The sequence below is a fragment of the Pseudoalteromonas sp. T1lg75 genome (assembly GCF_002964705.1).
GTDB lineage: Bacteria > Pseudomonadota > Gammaproteobacteria > Enterobacterales > Alteromonadaceae > Pseudoalteromonas.
Map to the genome: position 1 here is coordinate 1 of NZ_PQCD01000019.1, position 17,371 is coordinate 17,371.

Sequence of the window (17,371 nt, forward strand, 5' to 3'; positions counted from 1 at the left end):
GTTTGCGTCATCTAGCGAACTAGAATCTGCTGTTAGAACTCAATCTGTACGAGTGCCCACACAGATGATTGCTTCATATTTTTAAAGAACGTTGCGACTTGTTGTCGCTGCGGCTTTCACCGCTTCAGGGCTGCGCATTCTACGCTTTCCTAATTTGTTGTCAACACTTAGTTTTGAGAAAATTTTAATTTTTTCAAAACTGAGTTTTACTCGACTCAACCTTCACTTCGTATCGCTTGTTTGTAAGCTGTCCGCCGTGTCGGTGGATGCGCATTATAGGGAGATCGAAATTCAGATCAACACTTTTTTTTAAAGATCCTTTCCGTTCGCTCAAAATATCAACAGAGCACCTTTTTTTGCTACTTAAATAACCAAATATTGGCCCGTTTTAGGGAATATAAATGAAGATCCTCCCTTTAAATGTTGCTATGTGAACTAATCTGGTTAAGATAAGGCTTTTCGTTTTGTTAAATTAATGTTTATTCCATGTATATTGGTAGATCACAATGACATCAGCTAATCTAAAAACAATTATAATCACCGTTTGTAGCGCGGTTTTAGGCTACATTCTTCTCGCTTTCGTTTTATCTACATCCTCTTTATCTGCACCATTGGCATTTGCATTGGGTGCAGCGATCACAGGGATCTTGTTGCTAGTACTTAATGGCAAAGGCGGCGTTGCAACGACAGAAGATGCCGCAGCAGACACGAAAACACTTTATGTAGGTAACCTTCCCTACCGTGCCAACGAACATATGGTTAAAGAACTATTCGAACAACACGGTATGGTGTTTAGCGTGCGCCTATTAAAAGATAAGCACACGGGTAAACGCCGTGGCTTTGGTTTTGTCGAGGTCGCGCTAAAAGATGCCGATACCATGATCAACCAGCTTAATGATAATGAATATCAGGAAAGAACGCTGAAGGTCAGAGAAGCAAAACAAAAACAAGATAACGACGAATAAAAAAAGAGGGCTAAGCCCTCTTTTTTTATTGTGTACTGAATTAAGTTCGGTTAAATCCCATCACCATCTATATGCAGACCACACTCTCGGCTTAAACCGAAGAAACGTGTTTCTTCCTCGGTCATCCCCGGCTCAAGTTTACGCGTGGTGTGTACATCACCCATAGACACGTAACCTTGCTCCCACAAAGGGTGGTAAGGCAAGTCATACTTACTTAGGTACTGATAGACGTCACGGTTACTCCACTCAATAATGGGATACACCTTAACGGTTCCTCGACTGATTTCGACAATGTTCTTGTCCTGTCGCGTGCTTGATTGCTGACGTCGCAAGCCACTGAACCAGGTTCCCGCCTCAAGCTCCTGCAAAGCCTGGGTCATGGGTTCTACTTTATTAAGCTGATTATAGAGTTTAATGCCGCCTTCACCCTGCTCCCATAACTTACCGTATTTTGCCTCTTGCCAGGCCGGACTCAACTGCGACTGATACACCTTTAAGTTAAGCTGCAAACGTTCGGTAAGCTGGTCGATAAATTGGTAGGTTTCTGGAAACAGATAACCGGTGTCGGTCAGGACCACAGGAATGTCCTTCTTAACACTGGTTACCAGGTGCAGCATTACCGCGGCCTGGATCCCAAAGCTGGAGGACAAAATATGCGTACCCGGCAAATTTTCCATCGCCCACAGCACCCTTTGCTCAGGTGTTTTCTCGGCTAAGATGGTATTGATATCCACCAACAGACTCTGCTGCTCGGCTTTATCAAGAGTTAATATCTGGCTAAATGCGCTCACTATCTTGTCCTCGCAGTGCGATTAAGCGTGAAAGTCTGTTTTTGATACCTTGACCTCGGCGACGATCCCTTGGCGGATCACAAAATCACCGAAGCCTTCCGCATCATTGCGCTCACTGGCCCAACGGCCAATTAGTTCATCAAGGGCATTGAGGTATGTCTCTTCACCCACGTTCTCCAAGTAAAGCTTGGGTATACGTGTTCCTTCGCGGTTACCGCCTAAATACAGGTTGTATTTACCCGGGCCTTTACCAACCAAGCCGGCCTCGGCCAACATAGCGCGACCACAGCCATTCGGGCAGCCGACCACACGCAAAATAATGTGATCCTCAGCAACACCATGCTTAGCCAATAAGGCTTCTGTCTTTTCAATTAGCTCAGGTAAATAACGCTCCGCTTCCGCCATAGCCAACGGGCAGGTCGGCAAGGCCACACACGCCATTGACGCCTTACGCTGCTCGGTATGTGAATCGTCGATAAGACCATGGTCACGCGCAAGGTGTTCAATCACGTCCTTTTGATCCGCAGGCACACCGGCAATGATCAGGTTCTGATTAGCCGTCATACGGAAATCCCCTTGGTGGATCTCGGCGATTTTACGGCAGCCTGTTTTCAGCGCTTTATCTGGGAAATCGAGAATACGACCATTTTGAATAAACACGGTGAGGTGGTGTTTACCATCGATACCTTCAACCCAGCCGAAACGATCGCCACGGTGAGTGAATTCATAAGGGCGACTTTGTTCAAACTTCACGCCGGCACGTTTTTCAACTTCCGCCTTAAAGGCATCGCTGCCAAAGGTATCCAGGGTATATTTGGTTTTCGCATTCTTACGGTTAACTCGGTTACCCCAGTCACGCTGTACCGACACCACGTGCTCGGCAATCGCCAAGGTGTGCTCAAGCGGCACATAGCCAAAGTCATCCGCCTTACGCGGATAGGTATTTACATCACCATGGGTCATGGCCAGGCCACCGCCAACCAAGACGTTAAAACCAACCAGCTTGCCGTTTTCAGCAATGGCCACAAAGTTTAGGTCGTTGGCATGCACATCCACTTCGTTATTCGGTGGAATGGTCACTGTGGTTTTAAATTTACGAGGCAAATAAGTCGAACCTAAGATCGGCTCTTCTGTGCTCTCGGACTTTTCACCATTTAACCAGATTTCGGCATACGCGCGGGTTTTTGGCAGCAGGTGCTCGGAGATCTTCGCCGCCCACTCGTAAGCTTCCTGGTGTAGTTCAGACTCCACCGGGTTGGTGGTGCACAGCACGTTACGGTTTACATCACCGGCGGTAGCGATTGAGTCGATGCCGACGCTATTGAGCATCTGGTGCATGTCTTTAATATTCGGCTTTAAAACACCGTGAAACTGGAATGTTTGACGGGTTGTTAGTCGAATCGAACCGTACATGGTCTTTTCTTCGGCAAACTTGTCGATGGCTAACCATTGCTCCGGCTTGATAATGCCGCCGGGCATACGGGCACGCAGCATCACGTTGTGCAAAGGTTCCAACTTTTGCTTAGCACGCTCAGGACGAATATCGCGGTCGTCTTGCTGATACATACCGTGGAAACGGATCAGCTGGAAGTTGTCGGCAGTAAAGCCACCGGTGATCTGATCCTTGAGATCCGCTTCTATGGTGCCGCGTAAAAAATTACTTTCGGTTTTTAAACGCTCATTGTCAGCAAACTTCGCCTGGGGATCGTGCTTGCTATTTGGCTTGTAATCGCTCATATCAATTCCTACATTCGGGGCGCTGACGGGCGCTTAATAAACATCTTTTTGGTAACGGTTAGCGCTGCGTAGCTCTTTCAGATACTGCTCGGCGCTGTCATCATCTTTGCCACCGTGGGCCTTGATCACATCAACTAAGGCCTGGTGCACATCTTTGGCCATGCGCGTGGCGTCACCACAGATATACACATGAGCACCCTGCTCTAACCAGGCAAAAACCTGCTCGCCCTGCTCACGGATACGGTCTTGTACATAAACCTTTTGCGCCTGGTCGCGGCTCCAGGCCACATCAACCTGAGTCAACAAACCTGACTTCAAATAGCCTTGAATTTCGGTTTGGTAGAGGAAATCCTGGGTAAAGTGTGGGTTGCCGAAAAACAGCCAGTTATTACCTTCTGCATCACGGGCTTCACGCTCTTGTAAGAAGGCGCGGAAAGGCGCAATACCTGTACCCGGACCTATCATGATCACCGGCGTATTATCGTCAGCAGGCAAACGGAAATTATCATTGTGCTCGGTAAACACCTTAATAGTCGCGCCTTCTTCGGCAAATCGACCCAGATAACCCGAACAACCACCCAGGTGCTGCTCGCCAAAACCGTCGAACTCAACCACTGCAAGCGTCAGGTGCACTTCGTCTTCCACCTCGGCCTGACTTGAGGCAATAGAGTAAAGACGCGGCTGCACTTTGCGCAGGCTATCGACTAGCTCTTGGGCACTGACCTTGGCCGGGTTTTGGAAAATAACATCATAGGTTTGACGCGCTTCTATGTACTCGCGCATCGCCGCCTTATCTTCAACCAGAGCCAGTAACTCGGCGTTTTCAGTCAGGGCCGCGAACTTTTCTACAAAACCGGGATAAGACTGCGTGAGCTCCAGACGCTCGATTAACGCATCACGTACACTTAAGGTGTCATCGCCCAAGGCTACTTGGGTGTCGCCATCAAGTTCCAGCGTAGCCAAGACCTTATCAACCTTGGTTTCATCGTTAAGGAAATACACACCCAAGGAATCGCCCGGTTGATACTGGATATCAGACCCTTCCAAAGAGATCTCAATATGACGCACGTCTTTCGTTGAGTCGCGACCGGTGATCTTCTGCACCGTCACTAACTCGGCAGCAAAAGGATTCTGCTTACTGTACTGACTCGCCGCACCGGCGGTCATCGGCATGCTCACCACATTGGCATTGGTTTGCTGGGCTTTAAGATCGGGTTCGAAGGCATCCAGGGCACCATTGATCCAAACCTCACTGTGGTCTTCATAATCCACATCCAGGTCGGCACGTTGATGGATCACCTCGGCACCCAGCTTAACTAAACGCTCTTCAAAATCTTTTGCGGTTTGGCAGAAAAACTCATAGCTGGAGTCACCTAAACCCAACACGGCAATTTTTACACCCGCTAATTTCGGTGCCTTTTTCGTGCTTAGGAATTCATACAGGGCTTCTGCATCTTCGGGCGGCTCACCCTCACCGTAGGTGGATACCACTATGCTAATAAACTGTTCTTTTTTCAGCGCCGTCGGCTTGTAATCGGCCATACTCACAAGGTTTACCGCCATACCGCGTGCTTGTGCCTGCGCTTGCAATTGTGTAGCCACGCCCTTGGCATTACCTGTTTGTGAGCCATATAAAATGGTCAGAGTTGCTGCTTCTGCGACATTGCTCGCCGTGGTAGCCATACCACCGGCTAGGGCGGCACTATTAGCACTGGCGGCAAGATAACCACTGACCCAGGCTTGCTGAATTGGATTTAACTCGGCCACCAAACCTTGGAGCTTTTTCACCTGCTCCGGTGTAAGCGGGCTGGCCGCCGCGTTCAGCTGGTTTAACAACATCTTTTTTCCTCTAACCCAAAGCTGCATTGCCCTTGCGCCATGCAGTGTAAAATGTGTGTTTGCCCGGCAACAAAAAAGGTCAATACCAGGCTATGGTGAGCATGAAGCATACCTAGGAGCGCTGGCAGGAAAAAAGAATAGAATCTGCTTTGTTATTCCAATTGGTTATTAATTTCGTTTTTTTCCAACAAAAACAGTTTAAAAGAGATTGCTCGATGGGTCGTAGGCCGATAAAAGCCTGAGGGTGACGGATGATTACCGACAAAGGAGTAGTAAAACAAAAAAGGCGCCACCAGGCGCCCTTCTAGATCTGTAGACCTTTACTGTTGCTCTGCGGCATAGATGGTCACTTCGATGCCGGCGCCAATAGCGGAAATACGCAATAAGGTATCGGCGCTGATCGCCTCGTTAAAACATTTAGGTGAATGCCCCGAGCTAAAACCTAAATCAAAGGTACGGCGTGAACAGCCTAACCACTGCTTAAGGGCAGCCTTAGAGCAAGACTCGATCAACTCACACAATTCATTAATGGCTTTATCCGGGCTGACTGCATCGCTATTGGCCTCAAAGCGCGCTAACTGACGGGTGTCGTCCTTGTCGTAGTGGAGCACCACGGCGCGCTTATCCAGGTCCGCAACCAGGGCACTGATATCCTGCTGCGATTCCAGCTCTAAATCAACGTTAAGAAATTGAATGTCTGCCATCTAGTGTTTTGCTCCCGTTCACGCCACAAGCCGGTTAGTTTAAATCTGCGCCATTGTGTCATATTGACCATTAATAACAAGAGCGTACACCAGGTTATCATTCCCTGGCCAAAAACATGATGAATAAACGCCTGTTTAAACATAGTTGAACAATTGATAAATAGGCGCCCATTTATGCCGGCTCTGCCCCGACATTAAGAGCGGAAGTGCTGTTTTAACAGTTGCGCAAAGGCTTGAACCTTGGCACTGCGATGCATTTGGTGATGGGTCACCAACCAGATATCGTGCTGCCAGTTCAACTCCTTGGGCAACACCGGACGCAACTGCGGATACAACCGGGCCACCTCTTTTTGCATACCGCCAATCCCCAAACCGTTGACCACGGCGCGGTTAGCATCGGAAGTCTCTGATACCCGCAGGGTAATTTGCGGCGCCGCAATATGCTCATCGACCCAGGCAAAATAGGGAACACGACTATTAAAACCGGCCACCCCGGAAATAAAATGATGTTGCTGCAATTGGCTTAGCGACTGGGGCTCTCCCATGCGTGCCAGGTAACGTTCATGGGCAAAGAGCCCTGAATCTCTGGAGCACAGGTGCTGGGCAATATAGTCTCCCTCATCCGGGCGCGGACCGGCACGCACGGCGATGTGGGCCTGACCATGATCCAGGCGCAAGCGCTTTTGATCTAAGAGTATCTCTAACTGCACCTGAGGATGGCGCTGCTGAAAAACCTCACATACGGGGGCCAGCATATCGATAAAACCACTGACCGTGGTCAAGAGTAAGGAGCCACTCAAGGTGGTATCCGCCGCCATAATGCTGCTGTGCAAAGATTCGAGTTGCTCGTTGATCTGCTCGGCACTGGCAAACAGCTTAGCGCCGGTTTCGGTGACCGTGTAGCCGCGGGCATGACGATGGAATAAACGGGTATTCAGGCTTTGTTCGAGGTGGTTAATACGCCGTAACACTGTGCTGTGATGCACCCCCAAGGCTTGCGCCGCCGAGGTTAAGGTGCCGCGGCGGGCAACCTCAAAGGCCACTTTAATATCCTGCCAATCGCTAAATTCGCTCGCCATGGGCTTTTCCTAATGTGTATATATGCACATAAGCTTTGCGTTTTTTATGCTTTTTTGCAAGTCGATTTTCTTTTAAAGTGACCACCAAGCATACAGCACACCTTGCCAAGCATAAGGATCACCACCATGTCTAACGCAAAAATTATCGCCCTAGCAGGCAGCCTACGTAACAACAGCTTTAACCACGCCGTTATCGCCCATGCCGCCGAGCTGGCAAAGCAACAAGGCGCCGAGGTAGAGGTGCTCTCTTTGGCCGAGCTCGACCTGCCTATGTTTAACGAAGACATTGAAGCTCAGGGCACGCCCGCAAACGTTAATCTTCTTAAAGACAAGTTACGTTCCGCGGATGCCATTTTGTTGGCCAATCCAGAGTATAACGGCTCGATCACCGCGGTATTAAAAAATGCCATCGACTGGGCCTCACGCACAGAGCCGGGTGCTGCACCGGCATTTCGCAATAAGGTCGTGGCCTTATTTGCCGCTTCACCCGGCGGTCTAGGTGGTCTGCGTGGCCTTAACCATGTTCGCGATATTCTTAGCGGTATCGGCGCCCTGGTACTAGGCGATCAGCTTGCCATTGGCGGTATCCACACACTGGTTGACGAGCAAGGCCGCATCAGCGACGCCGCCACCAGCGAGAAAATCAATGCGCTAACGGCACAATTGGTCTATGTCACCGAGAAACTAAACGGTTAAGCTGGAACGAAACCGATACAAGCCGATAAGATTGCTGGTTAAGAACAAGGCCTCCATCACCATGGCGACCGGCGAGCCGGCAATCACCGCAAAGGCCAACCAAAAGCAGGTGCCGAACAACATGCTGACACGCATACGCACCTGCTGCCCCTGAAAAGCCGCATAGGTTTGCAAACAACTGCCGGCCACCGCCAATAAGGACCACCAGGAATCCATTACCAAGACGCCAAGCACTAAGGCACAAAGGATAAAAAAGCGCATCAATTGCCGACGCTGATAGCGCATGCTGATGGCATACCGTACCGAGGCCAGCGCCATCAAGGCCGCCCCTGCCGGCTGTTGCAACAACACATAATGAATGGACGTCAATGCCGTCGAGGCGACCAAACAGGCCAACACATAGTGACGGCGGTAGAATTGAAACGACATTAAATCGAGCGCCACGGCAATGGCCGCGAGCACTTGGGAAATAAGATAATAGGTCATGCTTCCTCCGGGCACCGATAATGACCGGACGATGGCAAAAACGCCTTAACCTTTGTTAATTGATCCCTAATCGAGCCCGAATACGTGACAGGCTAACCGCACTGATCCCCAGGTACTTGGCCACCTGCTGCAGGCTCAGCTGTGTCAGCCAGTGGCGGCGATGTTGATAGAGGTATTGGTAGCGCTGCTGCGGTGTTTGCAATAGCAAAAAGGCCTCTTTCGCTTCTTTGTACAACACCTGCTGTTTTAACAAGGCCAGTACCAGGGCTTGCCAGTTTGGTTGAGATAAGACTTGGATAGGCACGCGCAACAATTGGCTCGGTTTGAGCACTTCAATATTATATTGGGCGGCACCTTGATTAATCCAGGCGCTGTAGAGAAACACCAACTCCCCGGCAAAATAGAACTCTTTATAATGTTCAGTGCCCGCTTCATCCAGATGAGTCGCCACCAGCACGCCGGACACAATAAAGTAGGCGTATTCCTGCATCTGCCCTTGGCTCAGCAAACGTTGTCCCGGCACCATGTCTAGGGAGGACTTATCTTGTGTCGATTCTATCTGCGCTTGCAGCTGCCGGTTGAGCTCCAGGTTGACCTCGCCCAGTCCCTCATAGGCCATGTCGGTTCCTTTAACTTGCCGACTGGCTGGCCGACTGAGCCGCCAACTTGGCTTTAATAAAGTCGTTGTGGGTGACATAGAGCAAGTCGGCCACACGACGCACCACATGCTCCTCATGTTTATCCAGCTCACCGTCCGCATAAGCCAGCTGCCACAATAGTTGCACTATTTCCACCCTTTGCTCGGCACTGGTGTGGTCATTGATCTGCTTGGAAAAGCGAAAATAGTCAATGGCCTCGTCCAAGTCTAGGGTGGCGGCTTGGATCAGGGTGCTGACTTGCGCTTGGTCCAGGGCAAAGTACTTTTGCAGTAAGGCCTGTAACACCTCTTGCTCTTGCGCCTGTAGCTCGCTGTCGGCGCGCATCACCTCGATTAACAAGGCGGCTACGGAGATATTAAAATCCGGTAACTGCGGCTGCTCAGAGATTGCCGCTAGGGAGGTAAAGAACTGCTTAATATGCTCTAACATGGCAGGGCCCTCGGTAAGTGTTACACTCACTGTAAAGGATACATGGCGTACAGACAACAGGGGCCGTTAATGACATTGAATACACGCCTGCTGGCAAGCTTGTCGATCTTGCTGGCAGCCAGTAGCTACGCGCAAGCACCTGAGGGCAAGCGCGAGAAGCTTTATGACTTCGACGAAAAGGTCCATTACTACCAAACCAAGCTGGCAGATAAACGTTATCGTCTGGAAGTGGTTGCCGATGACTACCAACACTTTCAACGCCAAAGCGTGTTTTTGCTGCGTCACGCCCGCAAACTCTGTCGCACAGGCTCCTTTAAGATCCTGGTGTTTGAAGGCGTGCAGGAATACGACCGCTTCCCTACAAATCCCCGCGCCTATGAGCCCAACCTACTGACAGAAATACAGTGCGACTAGAAACTAGTCGCTATACCCCCACGGCGCGGCTGGCGCCGCAATGGGCTTGGTCAGGTCAAAGTCGACACGAAACTCACGCCCCTCGCGCACTAAGCGGTAAGTGAACTTTTCAGGGTAAATATACATTTGCCAGGTGTTGCCGATGGACTGGGGAATGCCCTGGGCCACAAACAGTTCTTTGGAATATTGATCCGCCGGGAAAGTCTGCACATTGGCATAGCCGGCATCCAAAGTATGACCACCATACATGGTTGACGCGTCATTCGTGCCATCTTCATGGCGGTGATCATGCTTCAAGCTCAAACCGCTGCCTGTTTTAGTGATAATCCAGGTACGTGAAGCATCCTCACCCACGTGAAAGGGAACTTGTAATTCGCGCTCTGTGCATCGACGAACATGCATGACCAATTTCGCCTCGCTAAAACTGCTTGGACCGGCGTTATCAACGCTCACCTTCCCTTCATAGGCTTTGCCACAATGCGCCTTAATCTTGTCAAAAAACGCATCCTGAGTAGGGATAGACACTAAAGGGGCCGGGCGTGCAGCGGCCGTGGTACTCAAAGTTATTACGGCCGCACTAATGGCAAGGGCTAATTTCATGCTGTTCATCCATTACAAAAATAAAGCGCCATAGTAGCGCTTTAATTATGTGTATTGCGAGTTTTTGAGATTATTGCCAAGGACGCTCGGCCTGTAACTGCTGCTCAAAAGCTTCAATTTGCGGATTAAATTGCTCGGTGACGCCGATAAAGTCCAGGCCGCTAAGCAAACGCTCCTTAATATCGCCGCGTACCTCAAAGGCAATGGGCGCAAAGGCCGGGCTCAGCAATTGCTGGTTTTGCAGATCAACCTCGATATGCAAGGGCGTGTCGCCCTGCGCCAGGGCAAATAAGGCGTCGAGTTGCTCGCCGGGCAAGGTAATGGCCAGCATCTGGTTATTGGCACAGTTATTAAAGAAGATGTCGGCAAAGCTTTCGGCAATGATCACGCTGAAACCGTATTGCTTTAACGCCCAGGGCGCGTGCTCACGGGATGAACCACAACCAAAGTTATCGCGACTCAGCAGCACGCTGGCGCCCTGGTATTGTGGATAGTTAAGCACAAAGCTCGGATCCGGGTCACCGCTTTCCAGGTAACGCCAATCGTAAAACAAGGCCTTATCAAAACCATCACGACTGGTGGAGGTCAAAAACTGTTTTGGAATTATCTGATCCGTATCGACATTATTTTTATCCAAAGGGGCGACTAACCCAGTGTGAAAATAGCTCATGAGTTGGCTCCTTGAATATCGACGAAGTGACCGGCAATGGCGGCCGCGGCGGCCATGGCTGGGCTGACCAAATGGGTGCGACCACCGCGTCCCTGACGGCCTTCAAAATTACGGTTTGAGGTTGAGGCACAGCGCTTACCCGGCGCTAAGCGATCATCATTCATCGCCAGGCACATGGAGCAACCGGGCTCGCGCCATTCAAAACCAGCGGCCTTAAAGATTTCCGCCAGGCCTTCTTCTTCCGCTTGTTTTTTCACTAGTCCTGAGCCGGGCACAATCAAGGCTTCAATGCCAGAGGCTACCTGCTTACCGGCAACAATCTCGGCGGCAGCGCGTAAGTCCTCGATACGGCTATTGGTACAGGAGCCGATAAACACGGTATCGACTCGGACCTCACTCAACTTTTGCCCCGGCTTAAGATCCATGTATTTCAAAGCGCTGCGAATGGCATCGGCCTTGATTAAATCTGCCTCTTGCTGCGGATCGGGAATAGGCTCATTCACGCCTATGACCTGCTCCGGACTGGTACCCCAGGTGATTTGCGGCTGGACTGAGGCGGCGTCTATTTCGATGACCTTATCAAACACCGCATCGGCGTCACTGCGCAAGGTCTGCCAGTAAGCCACGGCGGCGGCAAAGTCTTCTCCACGCGGCGCAAACGGACGGCCCTCGAGGTAAGCATAAGTTTTTTCATCCGGGGCGATTAAGCCAGCCTTGGCTCCCATTTCTATGCTCATATTGCACAGCGTCATGCGCGCTTCCATAGACAAGGCTTCAATGCCGGTGCCGCAGAACTCGGCCACATAACCGGTGCCACCGGCAGTGCCCAATTGACCTATCACCGCCAAGATTAAATCTTTTGCCGTCACAGTAGGGCGTAGAACGCCATTGACTTGAATTTTTAACGACTTGGCTTTTTTCTGCTGCAAGGTCTGGGTAGCCAGCACGTGTTCAACCTCGGAAGTACCAATGCCGTGCGCCAGGGCACCAAAGGCACCATGGGTGGAGGTATGGCTATCACCACAGACTATGGTAGTGCCGGGCAAGGTGATACCCTGCTCGGGCCCCATAACATGGACGATACCCTGGTTAATGGAATCAAGATCGTACAAGACGATGCCGAATTCTTTGCAGTTTTGCGCCAAGGCCTGCAACTGGTTACGCGACACCTCGCTGGCGGCCTCCAGTGAGCGGCTCTTGGTGGAAACGTTATGATCCATGGTGGCAAAGGTTTTTTGCGGGCAACGCACCGGGCGGTTTTTCTCGCGCAGACCGGCAAAGGCCTGAGGCGAGGTCACCTCATGCACCAGGTGACGGTCGATATAAAGCAAATCGGTTTGTTCGTTTAAGTGGGCAACACAATGCGCCTGCCAAATTTTGTCGTATAGGGTCTGGGCCACTTGCTGGTTCCTCATTCTCGGTTAAATACGCTCAACAATGGCCTTGGCCACATCTTTGGTGCTATAGCCCGCGTGCGGGAAAATATCCGGGGTGCCGACACCGGCGGCCACCGCTTCGGCCACCGCTTTTTCAATGCGCCGCGCCGCCTCGTCCTGGCCCAGGGAATAACGCAACATCAAAGCTGCACTCAAAATCTGCGCTATGGGGTTAGCAATGCCCTGACCGGCAATGTCCGGGGCCGAACCACCAGCCGGTTCATACAGGCCAAAACCGGATTGATTCAGGCTCGCCGACGGCAGCAAGCCCATGGAGCCGGTGATCATCGCACACTCGTCGGAAAGGATATCGCCGAACAGGTTATCGCAGAGCAGCACATCAAACTGGCTGGGTTGTTTAACCAACTGCATGGCGGCGTTATCGATATAAATATGATCCAGAGTGACATCCGGGTAGTCACGACTCACCTCATTAACCACCTCACGCCATAGCACGCTGGTTGCCAACACATTGGCCTTATCCACCGAAGTCACATGATTTCGACGCAGGCGCGCGGCATCAAAGGCAAAACGGGCGATGCGCTCAATTTCTTCACGAGAATAAGTCTGGGTGTCAAACGCTGCTTCCTTCACACCCGTGCCACTACGACCCTTTTCACCAAAATAAATGCCGCCTGTTAGCTCACGCACACACAAAATATCGAAACCGTTGGCGCTGATGTCCTGCCGTAGCGGCGACGAGTGACTTAACGCCGGTAATAGTTGTGCCGGACGCAGGTTACAAAACAAGCCAAAGTGTTTGCGTAGCGGCAACAAGGAAGCCCGCTCCGGCTGTTTTTCCGGTGGCAAGCCCTCCCATTTGGGACCACCGACGGCACCAAACAAAATAGCGTCGGCACGTTCGCAGGCTGTTAGCGTGTGCGCCGGCAAGGCTTCACCAAATTGATCGATGGCGCAACCGCCTACTGCATGGTGATCCAGGGTTAAGGCAAAGCCAAACACCTCACTGGTTGCCGCTAAAACCTGCTCGGCCGCCGCCATTACTTCAGGGCCAATGCCGTCGCCCGCTAACACGGCGATCCTATAACTTTGTTGACTCATCCTGCTTTCCTTTGTAGCTTTAAGTTCGAAACCTGCTGGGCTCGATGAATAATGTTGTACACACGCACCATGGCATGCACCGAGGCTTCGACTATGTCTGCCGCCAGGCCCGCGCCGTGATAGGTACGCCCTTGATATTTAGCAATAATATCCACTTGTCCTAAAGAGCTGGCGCCCTGCCCGGTGGCATCCAGGTTGTACTCGATCACGTCCACATCCATGCCGGTTAAACGGGCCAAGGCGGCAAACGAGGCTTCGACCGGACCATTGCCCGTGGCTGCTTCTTGTTTCTGCTCGCCGGCCACACTAAGGCCGATAGTCGCAGTGGCTACGGATTGGGAGTTTGAAGTGGCATTGACATACTGCAATTGGTAATGCTGGTCCTTATCGCGAATTTGATTAAAGTAGATCATCGCTTCCAGGTCGTAGTCATATACCGTGCCCTTTTGGTCGGCCAGCTCCAAGAAGCTGGTATACAAGCTGTCCATATCATAGTCATCGCTATGATAGCCAAGCTCACTTAGGCGGTGCTCTATCACATGACGACCGGAGCGCGAGGTCATATTTAACTGGTTGCTGGGCACACCGACGCTTTCCGGCGACATGATTTCATAGGTGTTTTGCGCCTTTAGCACCCCGTCCTGGTGGATACCCGAGCTATGGGCAAAGGCGTTTTCACCGACAATGGCCTTGTTTGGCTGCACCGGCATATTGCAGATTTTCGCCACCTGACGTGAAGCCCGATAAATCTCCTCGCTGCGAATATCCGTGCTCACCTTAAGGTGGTCTTGGCGCATCTTCATGATCATCGCCACCTCTTCTAATGAGCAGTTACCGGCGCGCTCACCTATGCCATTGACCGTGCATTCGATTTGTCGCGCCCCCGCTTGCACGGCGGCAATGGAATTAGCCACCGCCAAGCCCAAGTCGTTGTGGCAATGTACGCTAAGGCGCGCTTTATCTATGTTTGGCACGTTATTCATTAAATGATGGATCATCGCCGCATACTCATCCGGAGTGACGTAACCCACGGTATCCGGCAGGTTGATGGTACTGGCACCGGCGGCAATGGCCTGCTCGACGATACGGCAAAGATGATCATGGGGCGTGCGCCCGGCATCTTCGCAGGAAAACTCCACATCGTCGGTGAAGTTACGGGCCTGCTTAATGGCCTTCACCGCCATGGCGGTGGCATCGTCTAACGACATTCGTAACTTGTGTTCTAAATGCAATGGGCTAGTGGCGATAAAGGTATGAATTCGCCCCTGCTGCGCCGGTTTTAAGGCCTCGCCGCAGGCTTCGATATCTTTGGCCACCGCTCGCGCCAAGCAGCAGATCACCGGCCCTTTTACTTCGCTGGCAATACGCTGCACGGCACGAAAGTCCGCGGGACTGGAAACCGGAAAGCCCACCTCCATCACATCAACATTAAGGCGACTGATGGCATGAGCGAGCTGCAGCTTGTCGTCTTCGGTCAAACTTGCCTTTAGTGCCTGCTCACCATCGCGTAAGGTGGTGTCAAAGATCCAAACCTTGTCTTGCATTTTCTGTCCTCATCCTCAGTGCCCAATGCCAAAAATATCAATGCTAGAAATAAAAAACCCCGCATGTTGCGGGGTCTTATTGAGTTTCTGTGTCACACACAGCCAACGCGCTACGCCCCGCAGTCTTGCTCTAGGAGCAGCAGAGTGAGTAGACGAGTAATTGACTGATTAATGTGCATCATGGGTATTCGTTCGTTAGTAAGTTGGCTAATTTTTAACACTAACCCAGGGGTCCAGGCAAGCATAAAAAATCCAATAAAAACGAATAAAAGCCCCTCGTAAAGGAAAATAATTCCAGTAATCCAATTAAATTGGGATATAAAAACCAAGGTGGGAATAGATAGCACAGAGACTAGCTCCGTGCTGCGGGATCCCTGCGTATATTATTTTATTTTAATGGCAGGGCTTATTTGCTGTTTTTTTGCGCGTAATGATAACCACCAAAGGAAATATATCTGAGTTGCCACTGCAAGCGCTCCACCAACTCCTCGCGGGCCTGGCCTTCTAAGTCCAGCGCTTCGGCACCCGAGGTAAAGACGATGGTGACCATGGCTTCGGCCTGCATATAGGCATGATGGCTATCGCACTGGGTTTCCCCTTCGAGGTAATGCGCCAGCTCCAGGATAAAGTGCTTAATCTCGCGGGCAACGGCGGAACGAAATGCCTTTGAGGTACCCGAGCGCTCCCGCAGCAGCAGTCGAAACTGGTTGGGCTGGTTATCGATAAACTCCATAAAGGTGAGCACCGAGGTGGAGATCACGCTGCCGCCAATAGCAATACGACGACGAGCCTGGCGCATCAGCTGACGCAGGGTCAAACCGGCCTCATCAACCATGGTCAAACCCAGCTCATTCATGTCTTTAAAATGGCGATAGAAAGAAGTTGGGGCAATGCCGGCTTCCCGGGCTACCTCACGCAAACTGAGATTTGAAAAACTATGCTCAGCGCTCAATTGGTTAAAAGCCGCCGCAATCAATGCTTGACGGGTTTTCATTTTTTGCTGGGCACGAACTCCGGCCATGGTTGCCACCTAAGCTGATAAAAACTCAAGTCTAATACTTGACGCTAAGAGATTGAACCTCTATTTTAGCGTACACTTGTACGCTGAGATTTTTTATTAATGAAAAAACCACCTCTTTTATGGCTTAATGTGCTGTTTTTCAGCCTATCCTTTTTGGCCGCGATTACCCTGGTTCCCTGGTACGGTATAACCCATGGCTACAGTGCTACCCACTGGTGGGCCTTTGTCGCCTGTATGTTTTTCGCCGGTCTTTCAATCACCGCCGGATATCACCGTTTGTGGGCCCATAAAGCCTATGAGGTGCACCCAGTTATTGAAGTTATCTTTGCACTCGGCGGCGCCTTTGCCCTGCAAAACAGCGCCCTGCATTGGAGCAGCGATCACAGGGTACACCATGGTCAGGTGGACGATCCGGTCAAGGATCCCTATGCCGCTACCCGAGGTTTCTGGTATAGCCATATCGGCTGGATGCTGCGCGATTATCAGGGCGAAGCCTACGGCAATTACAGCAATGCCCGCGACCTGCAACGCAACAAGGTAGTGATGTGGCAACACAGACATTATATGAAGTTGGTGGTCTTGATGAATTTAGGCCTGCCCTTGCTCCTGGGGGTTATTTTTGGCGACATCATCGGCATGTTGTTACTGGCGGGCTTACTGCGCCTGGTGTTATCGCAGCACTTTACCTTCTTTATTAACTCCCTGGCGCATATTTGGGGCTCGCGTCCGTACACACAAAAAAATACCGCCCGTGATAATGGCGTGCTGGCACTGCTTACCTATGGCGAGGGTTACCATAACTTCCATCATATTTTTGCCAGCGATTACCGAAATGGCATCCATTGGTGGCACTACGACCCGACCAAGTGGATGATCCGCACCTTTGCCTTCCTCGGGTTAGCGAAGAAACTAAAACGCACACCCATAGAGCGCATCGAACAGGCCAAGGCGCAAACCCTGCTGACTAAAACCAAGGTCGAACTTGCCGCCAAGGAAGTCGCTCATGATAAACTAGCGCTACTGCAAAACGAGTATGAGATCTTGCTGAAAAAACTGCAGCATTTTTGCCAGGTAAAGAAGCAGGTACTTGAAGCGAAAAAGAATTCGATGCTGCAACAATGCGAAAAATCCGCTTTAATGAAGCAATATCATGAATTAGAAGATGCGTGGCAAACGCAAAAGCAGGCCTGGTTAGCGTTAAATACACGCTTGCTGAAGGCCCATAGCTAAATTTGCCAG

General features: G+C 51.0%; 18 protein-coding genes. 4 read left to right on the plus strand and 14 right to left on the minus strand.

The genetic code is table 11. The annotated features are described in order from the left end of the window. Positions 1–506: 506 nt before the first annotated feature. Positions 507–965, plus strand: coding sequence for an RNA recognition motif domain-containing protein (locus C2M36_RS05170; protein WP_105254013.1), 459 nt, complete (start codon positions 507–509; stop codon positions 963–965). 50 nt (positions 966–1,015) lie between these two features. Here C2M36_RS05170 and C2M36_RS05175 read toward each other — a convergent pair whose 3' ends face one another. The 5 genes from C2M36_RS05175 to C2M36_RS05195 all read right to left on the minus strand — a co-directional run bounded on the left by C2M36_RS05175 (position 1,016) and on the right by C2M36_RS05195 (position 7,115). Continuing rightward, on the minus strand, positions 1,016–1,756 hold the full coding sequence (locus tag C2M36_RS05175) for a phosphoadenylyl-sulfate reductase (protein WP_105254014.1): 741 nt from the start codon (positions 1,754–1,756) through the stop codon (positions 1,016–1,018). A 21-nt stretch (positions 1,757–1,777) separates the two neighbouring features. Then, positions 1,778–3,493: an assimilatory sulfite reductase (NADPH) hemoprotein subunit gene (cysI, locus tag C2M36_RS05180; RefSeq protein ID WP_105254015.1), complete on the minus strand. Its 1,716-nt coding sequence runs from the start codon at positions 3,491–3,493 to the stop codon at positions 1,778–1,780. A 33-nt stretch (positions 3,494–3,526) separates the two neighbouring features. Further along, the gene (locus C2M36_RS05185; RefSeq protein WP_105254016.1) at positions 3,527–5,332 is read right to left on the minus strand and encodes an assimilatory sulfite reductase (NADPH) flavoprotein subunit; all 1,806 of its coding nucleotides are present in this window, start codon (positions 5,330–5,332) and stop codon (positions 3,527–3,529) included. 320 nt (positions 5,333–5,652) lie between these two features. Further along, positions 5,653–6,036, minus strand: a complete 384-nt coding sequence (locus tag C2M36_RS05190; protein WP_105254017.1) for a hypothetical protein — start codon at positions 6,034–6,036, stop codon at positions 5,653–5,655. A 194-nt stretch (positions 6,037–6,230) separates the two neighbouring features. Further along, the gene (locus C2M36_RS05195; RefSeq protein ID WP_105254018.1) at positions 6,231–7,115 is read right to left on the minus strand and encodes a LysR family transcriptional regulator; all 885 of its coding nucleotides are present in this window, start codon (positions 7,113–7,115) and stop codon (positions 6,231–6,233) included. 126 nt (positions 7,116–7,241) lie between these two features. Between C2M36_RS05195 and C2M36_RS05200 the strand changes: the two genes are divergently transcribed. Then, complete coding sequence (locus C2M36_RS05200; protein WP_105254019.1) at positions 7,242–7,811, plus strand: NADPH-dependent FMN reductase; 570 nt, start codon at positions 7,242–7,244, stop codon at positions 7,809–7,811. Here the strand turns inward: C2M36_RS05200 and C2M36_RS05205 are convergent. The 3 genes from C2M36_RS05205 to C2M36_RS05215 are packed head-to-tail and all read right to left on the minus strand — an operon-like array spanning position 7,800 to position 9,385. Next, the gene (locus tag C2M36_RS05205; RefSeq protein WP_105254020.1) at positions 7,800–8,297 is read right to left on the minus strand and encodes a YgjV family protein; all 498 of its coding nucleotides are present in this window, start codon (positions 8,295–8,297) and stop codon (positions 7,800–7,802) included. The genes C2M36_RS05200 and C2M36_RS05205 overlap by 12 nt on opposite strands. A 55-nt stretch (positions 8,298–8,352) precedes the next feature. Next, the gene (locus C2M36_RS05210) at positions 8,353–8,916 is read right to left on the minus strand and encodes a Crp/Fnr family transcriptional regulator (protein WP_105254021.1); all 564 of its coding nucleotides are present in this window, start codon (positions 8,914–8,916) and stop codon (positions 8,353–8,355) included. Positions 8,917–8,926: 10 nt separating this feature from the next. Continuing rightward, the gene (locus C2M36_RS05215) at positions 8,927–9,385 is read right to left on the minus strand and encodes a tellurite resistance TerB family protein (protein ID WP_105254022.1); all 459 of its coding nucleotides are present in this window, start codon (positions 9,383–9,385) and stop codon (positions 8,927–8,929) included. 69 nt (positions 9,386–9,454) lie between these two features. Between C2M36_RS05215 and C2M36_RS05220 the strand changes: the two genes are divergently transcribed. Further along, the gene (locus C2M36_RS05220; protein WP_105254023.1) at positions 9,455–9,799 is read left to right on the plus strand and encodes a hypothetical protein; all 345 of its coding nucleotides are present in this window, start codon (positions 9,455–9,457) and stop codon (positions 9,797–9,799) included. A gap of 3 nt (positions 9,800–9,802) precedes the next feature. Here C2M36_RS05220 and C2M36_RS05225 read toward each other — a convergent pair whose 3' ends face one another. From C2M36_RS05225 to fabR, 6 genes are all read right to left on the minus strand, one after another. Beyond that, positions 9,803–10,399 carry a hypothetical protein gene (locus C2M36_RS05225; protein WP_105254024.1) on the minus strand — a complete coding sequence of 199 codons (597 nt, stop codon included), beginning with the start codon at positions 10,397–10,399 and terminating at the stop codon, positions 9,803–9,805. Positions 10,400–10,469: 70 nt separating this feature from the next. Continuing rightward, positions 10,470–11,069 (minus strand): 3-isopropylmalate dehydratase small subunit, encoded by a 600-nt coding sequence (gene leuD / locus C2M36_RS05230; protein WP_105254025.1) that lies wholly within the window; start codon positions 11,067–11,069, stop codon positions 10,470–10,472. Next, positions 11,066–12,469 carry a 3-isopropylmalate dehydratase large subunit gene (gene leuC / locus C2M36_RS05235; protein ID WP_105254026.1) on the minus strand — a complete coding sequence of 468 codons (1,404 nt, stop codon included), beginning with the start codon at positions 12,467–12,469 and terminating at the stop codon, positions 11,066–11,068. Before leuC ends, leuD begins: the two co-directional genes overlap by 4 nt. Before the next feature lie 21 nt (positions 12,470–12,490). Next, entirely contained in the window at positions 12,491–13,567 is a 1,077-nt protein-coding gene (gene leuB / locus C2M36_RS05240) for a 3-isopropylmalate dehydrogenase (RefSeq protein WP_105254027.1), read from the minus strand. Further along, complete coding sequence (leuA, locus tag C2M36_RS05245; RefSeq protein WP_105254028.1) at positions 13,564–15,111, minus strand: 2-isopropylmalate synthase; 1,548 nt, start codon at positions 15,109–15,111, stop codon at positions 13,564–13,566. The genes leuB and leuA overlap by 4 nt, the downstream gene beginning before the upstream one ends. A 406-nt stretch (positions 15,112–15,517) precedes the next feature. Next, a complete protein-coding gene (gene fabR / locus C2M36_RS05255; RefSeq protein ID WP_105254030.1) occupies positions 15,518–16,132 on the minus strand; it encodes an HTH-type transcriptional repressor FabR in 615 nt (204 codons plus the stop codon). 99 nt (positions 16,133–16,231) lie between these two features. Between fabR and C2M36_RS05260 the strand changes: the two genes are divergently transcribed. Further along, positions 16,232–17,362 (plus strand): acyl-CoA desaturase, encoded by a 1,131-nt coding sequence (locus tag C2M36_RS05260; RefSeq protein WP_105254031.1) that lies wholly within the window; start codon positions 16,232–16,234, stop codon positions 17,360–17,362. The last annotated feature ends 9 nt before the right edge of the window (positions 17,363–17,371 follow it).

Bases quoted from the DNA above. Each gene is read 5' to 3' on its own strand.
- C2M36_RS05170 (WP_105254013.1), top strand. From the start codon at position 507: ATGACATCAGCTAATCTAAAAACAATTATAATCACCGTTTGTAGCGCG.
- cysI (WP_105254015.1), bottom strand. From the start codon at position 3,493: ATGAGCGATTACAAGCCAAATAGCAAGCACGATCCCCAGGCGAAGTTT.
- C2M36_RS05185 (WP_105254016.1), bottom strand. From the start codon at position 5,332: ATGTTGTTAAACCAGCTGAACGCGGCGGCCAGCCCGCTTACACCGGAG.
- C2M36_RS05190 (WP_105254017.1), bottom strand. From the start codon at position 6,036: ATGGCAGACATTCAATTTCTTAACGTTGATTTAGAGCTGGAATCGCAG.
- C2M36_RS05195 (WP_105254018.1), bottom strand. From the start codon at position 7,115: ATGGCGAGCGAATTTAGCGATTGGCAGGATATTAAAGTGGCCTTTGAG.
- C2M36_RS05200 (WP_105254019.1), top strand. From the start codon at position 7,242: ATGTCTAACGCAAAAATTATCGCCCTAGCAGGCAGCCTACGTAACAAC.
- C2M36_RS05205 (WP_105254020.1), bottom strand. From the start codon at position 8,297: ATGACCTATTATCTTATTTCCCAAGTGCTCGCGGCCATTGCCGTGGCG.
- C2M36_RS05210 (WP_105254021.1), bottom strand. From the start codon at position 8,916: ATGGCCTATGAGGGACTGGGCGAGGTCAACCTGGAGCTCAACCGGCAG.
- C2M36_RS05215 (WP_105254022.1), bottom strand. From the start codon at position 9,385: ATGTTAGAGCATATTAAGCAGTTCTTTACCTCCCTAGCGGCAATCTCT.
- C2M36_RS05220 (WP_105254023.1), top strand. From the start codon at position 9,455: ATGACATTGAATACACGCCTGCTGGCAAGCTTGTCGATCTTGCTGGCA.
- C2M36_RS05225 (WP_105254024.1), bottom strand. From the start codon at position 10,399: ATGAAATTAGCCCTTGCCATTAGTGCGGCCGTAATAACTTTGAGTACC.
- leuD (WP_105254025.1), bottom strand. From the start codon at position 11,069: ATGAGCTATTTTCACACTGGGTTAGTCGCCCCTTTGGATAAAAATAAT.
- leuB (WP_105254027.1), bottom strand. From the start codon at position 13,567: ATGAGTCAACAAAGTTATAGGATCGCCGTGTTAGCGGGCGACGGCATT.
- leuA (WP_105254028.1), bottom strand. From the start codon at position 15,111: ATGCAAGACAAGGTTTGGATCTTTGACACCACCTTACGCGATGGTGAG.
- fabR (WP_105254030.1), bottom strand. From the start codon at position 16,132: ATGGCCGGAGTTCGTGCCCAGCAAAAAATGAAAACCCGTCAAGCATTG.
- C2M36_RS05260 (WP_105254031.1), top strand. From the start codon at position 16,232: ATGAAAAAACCACCTCTTTTATGGCTTAATGTGCTGTTTTTCAGCCTA.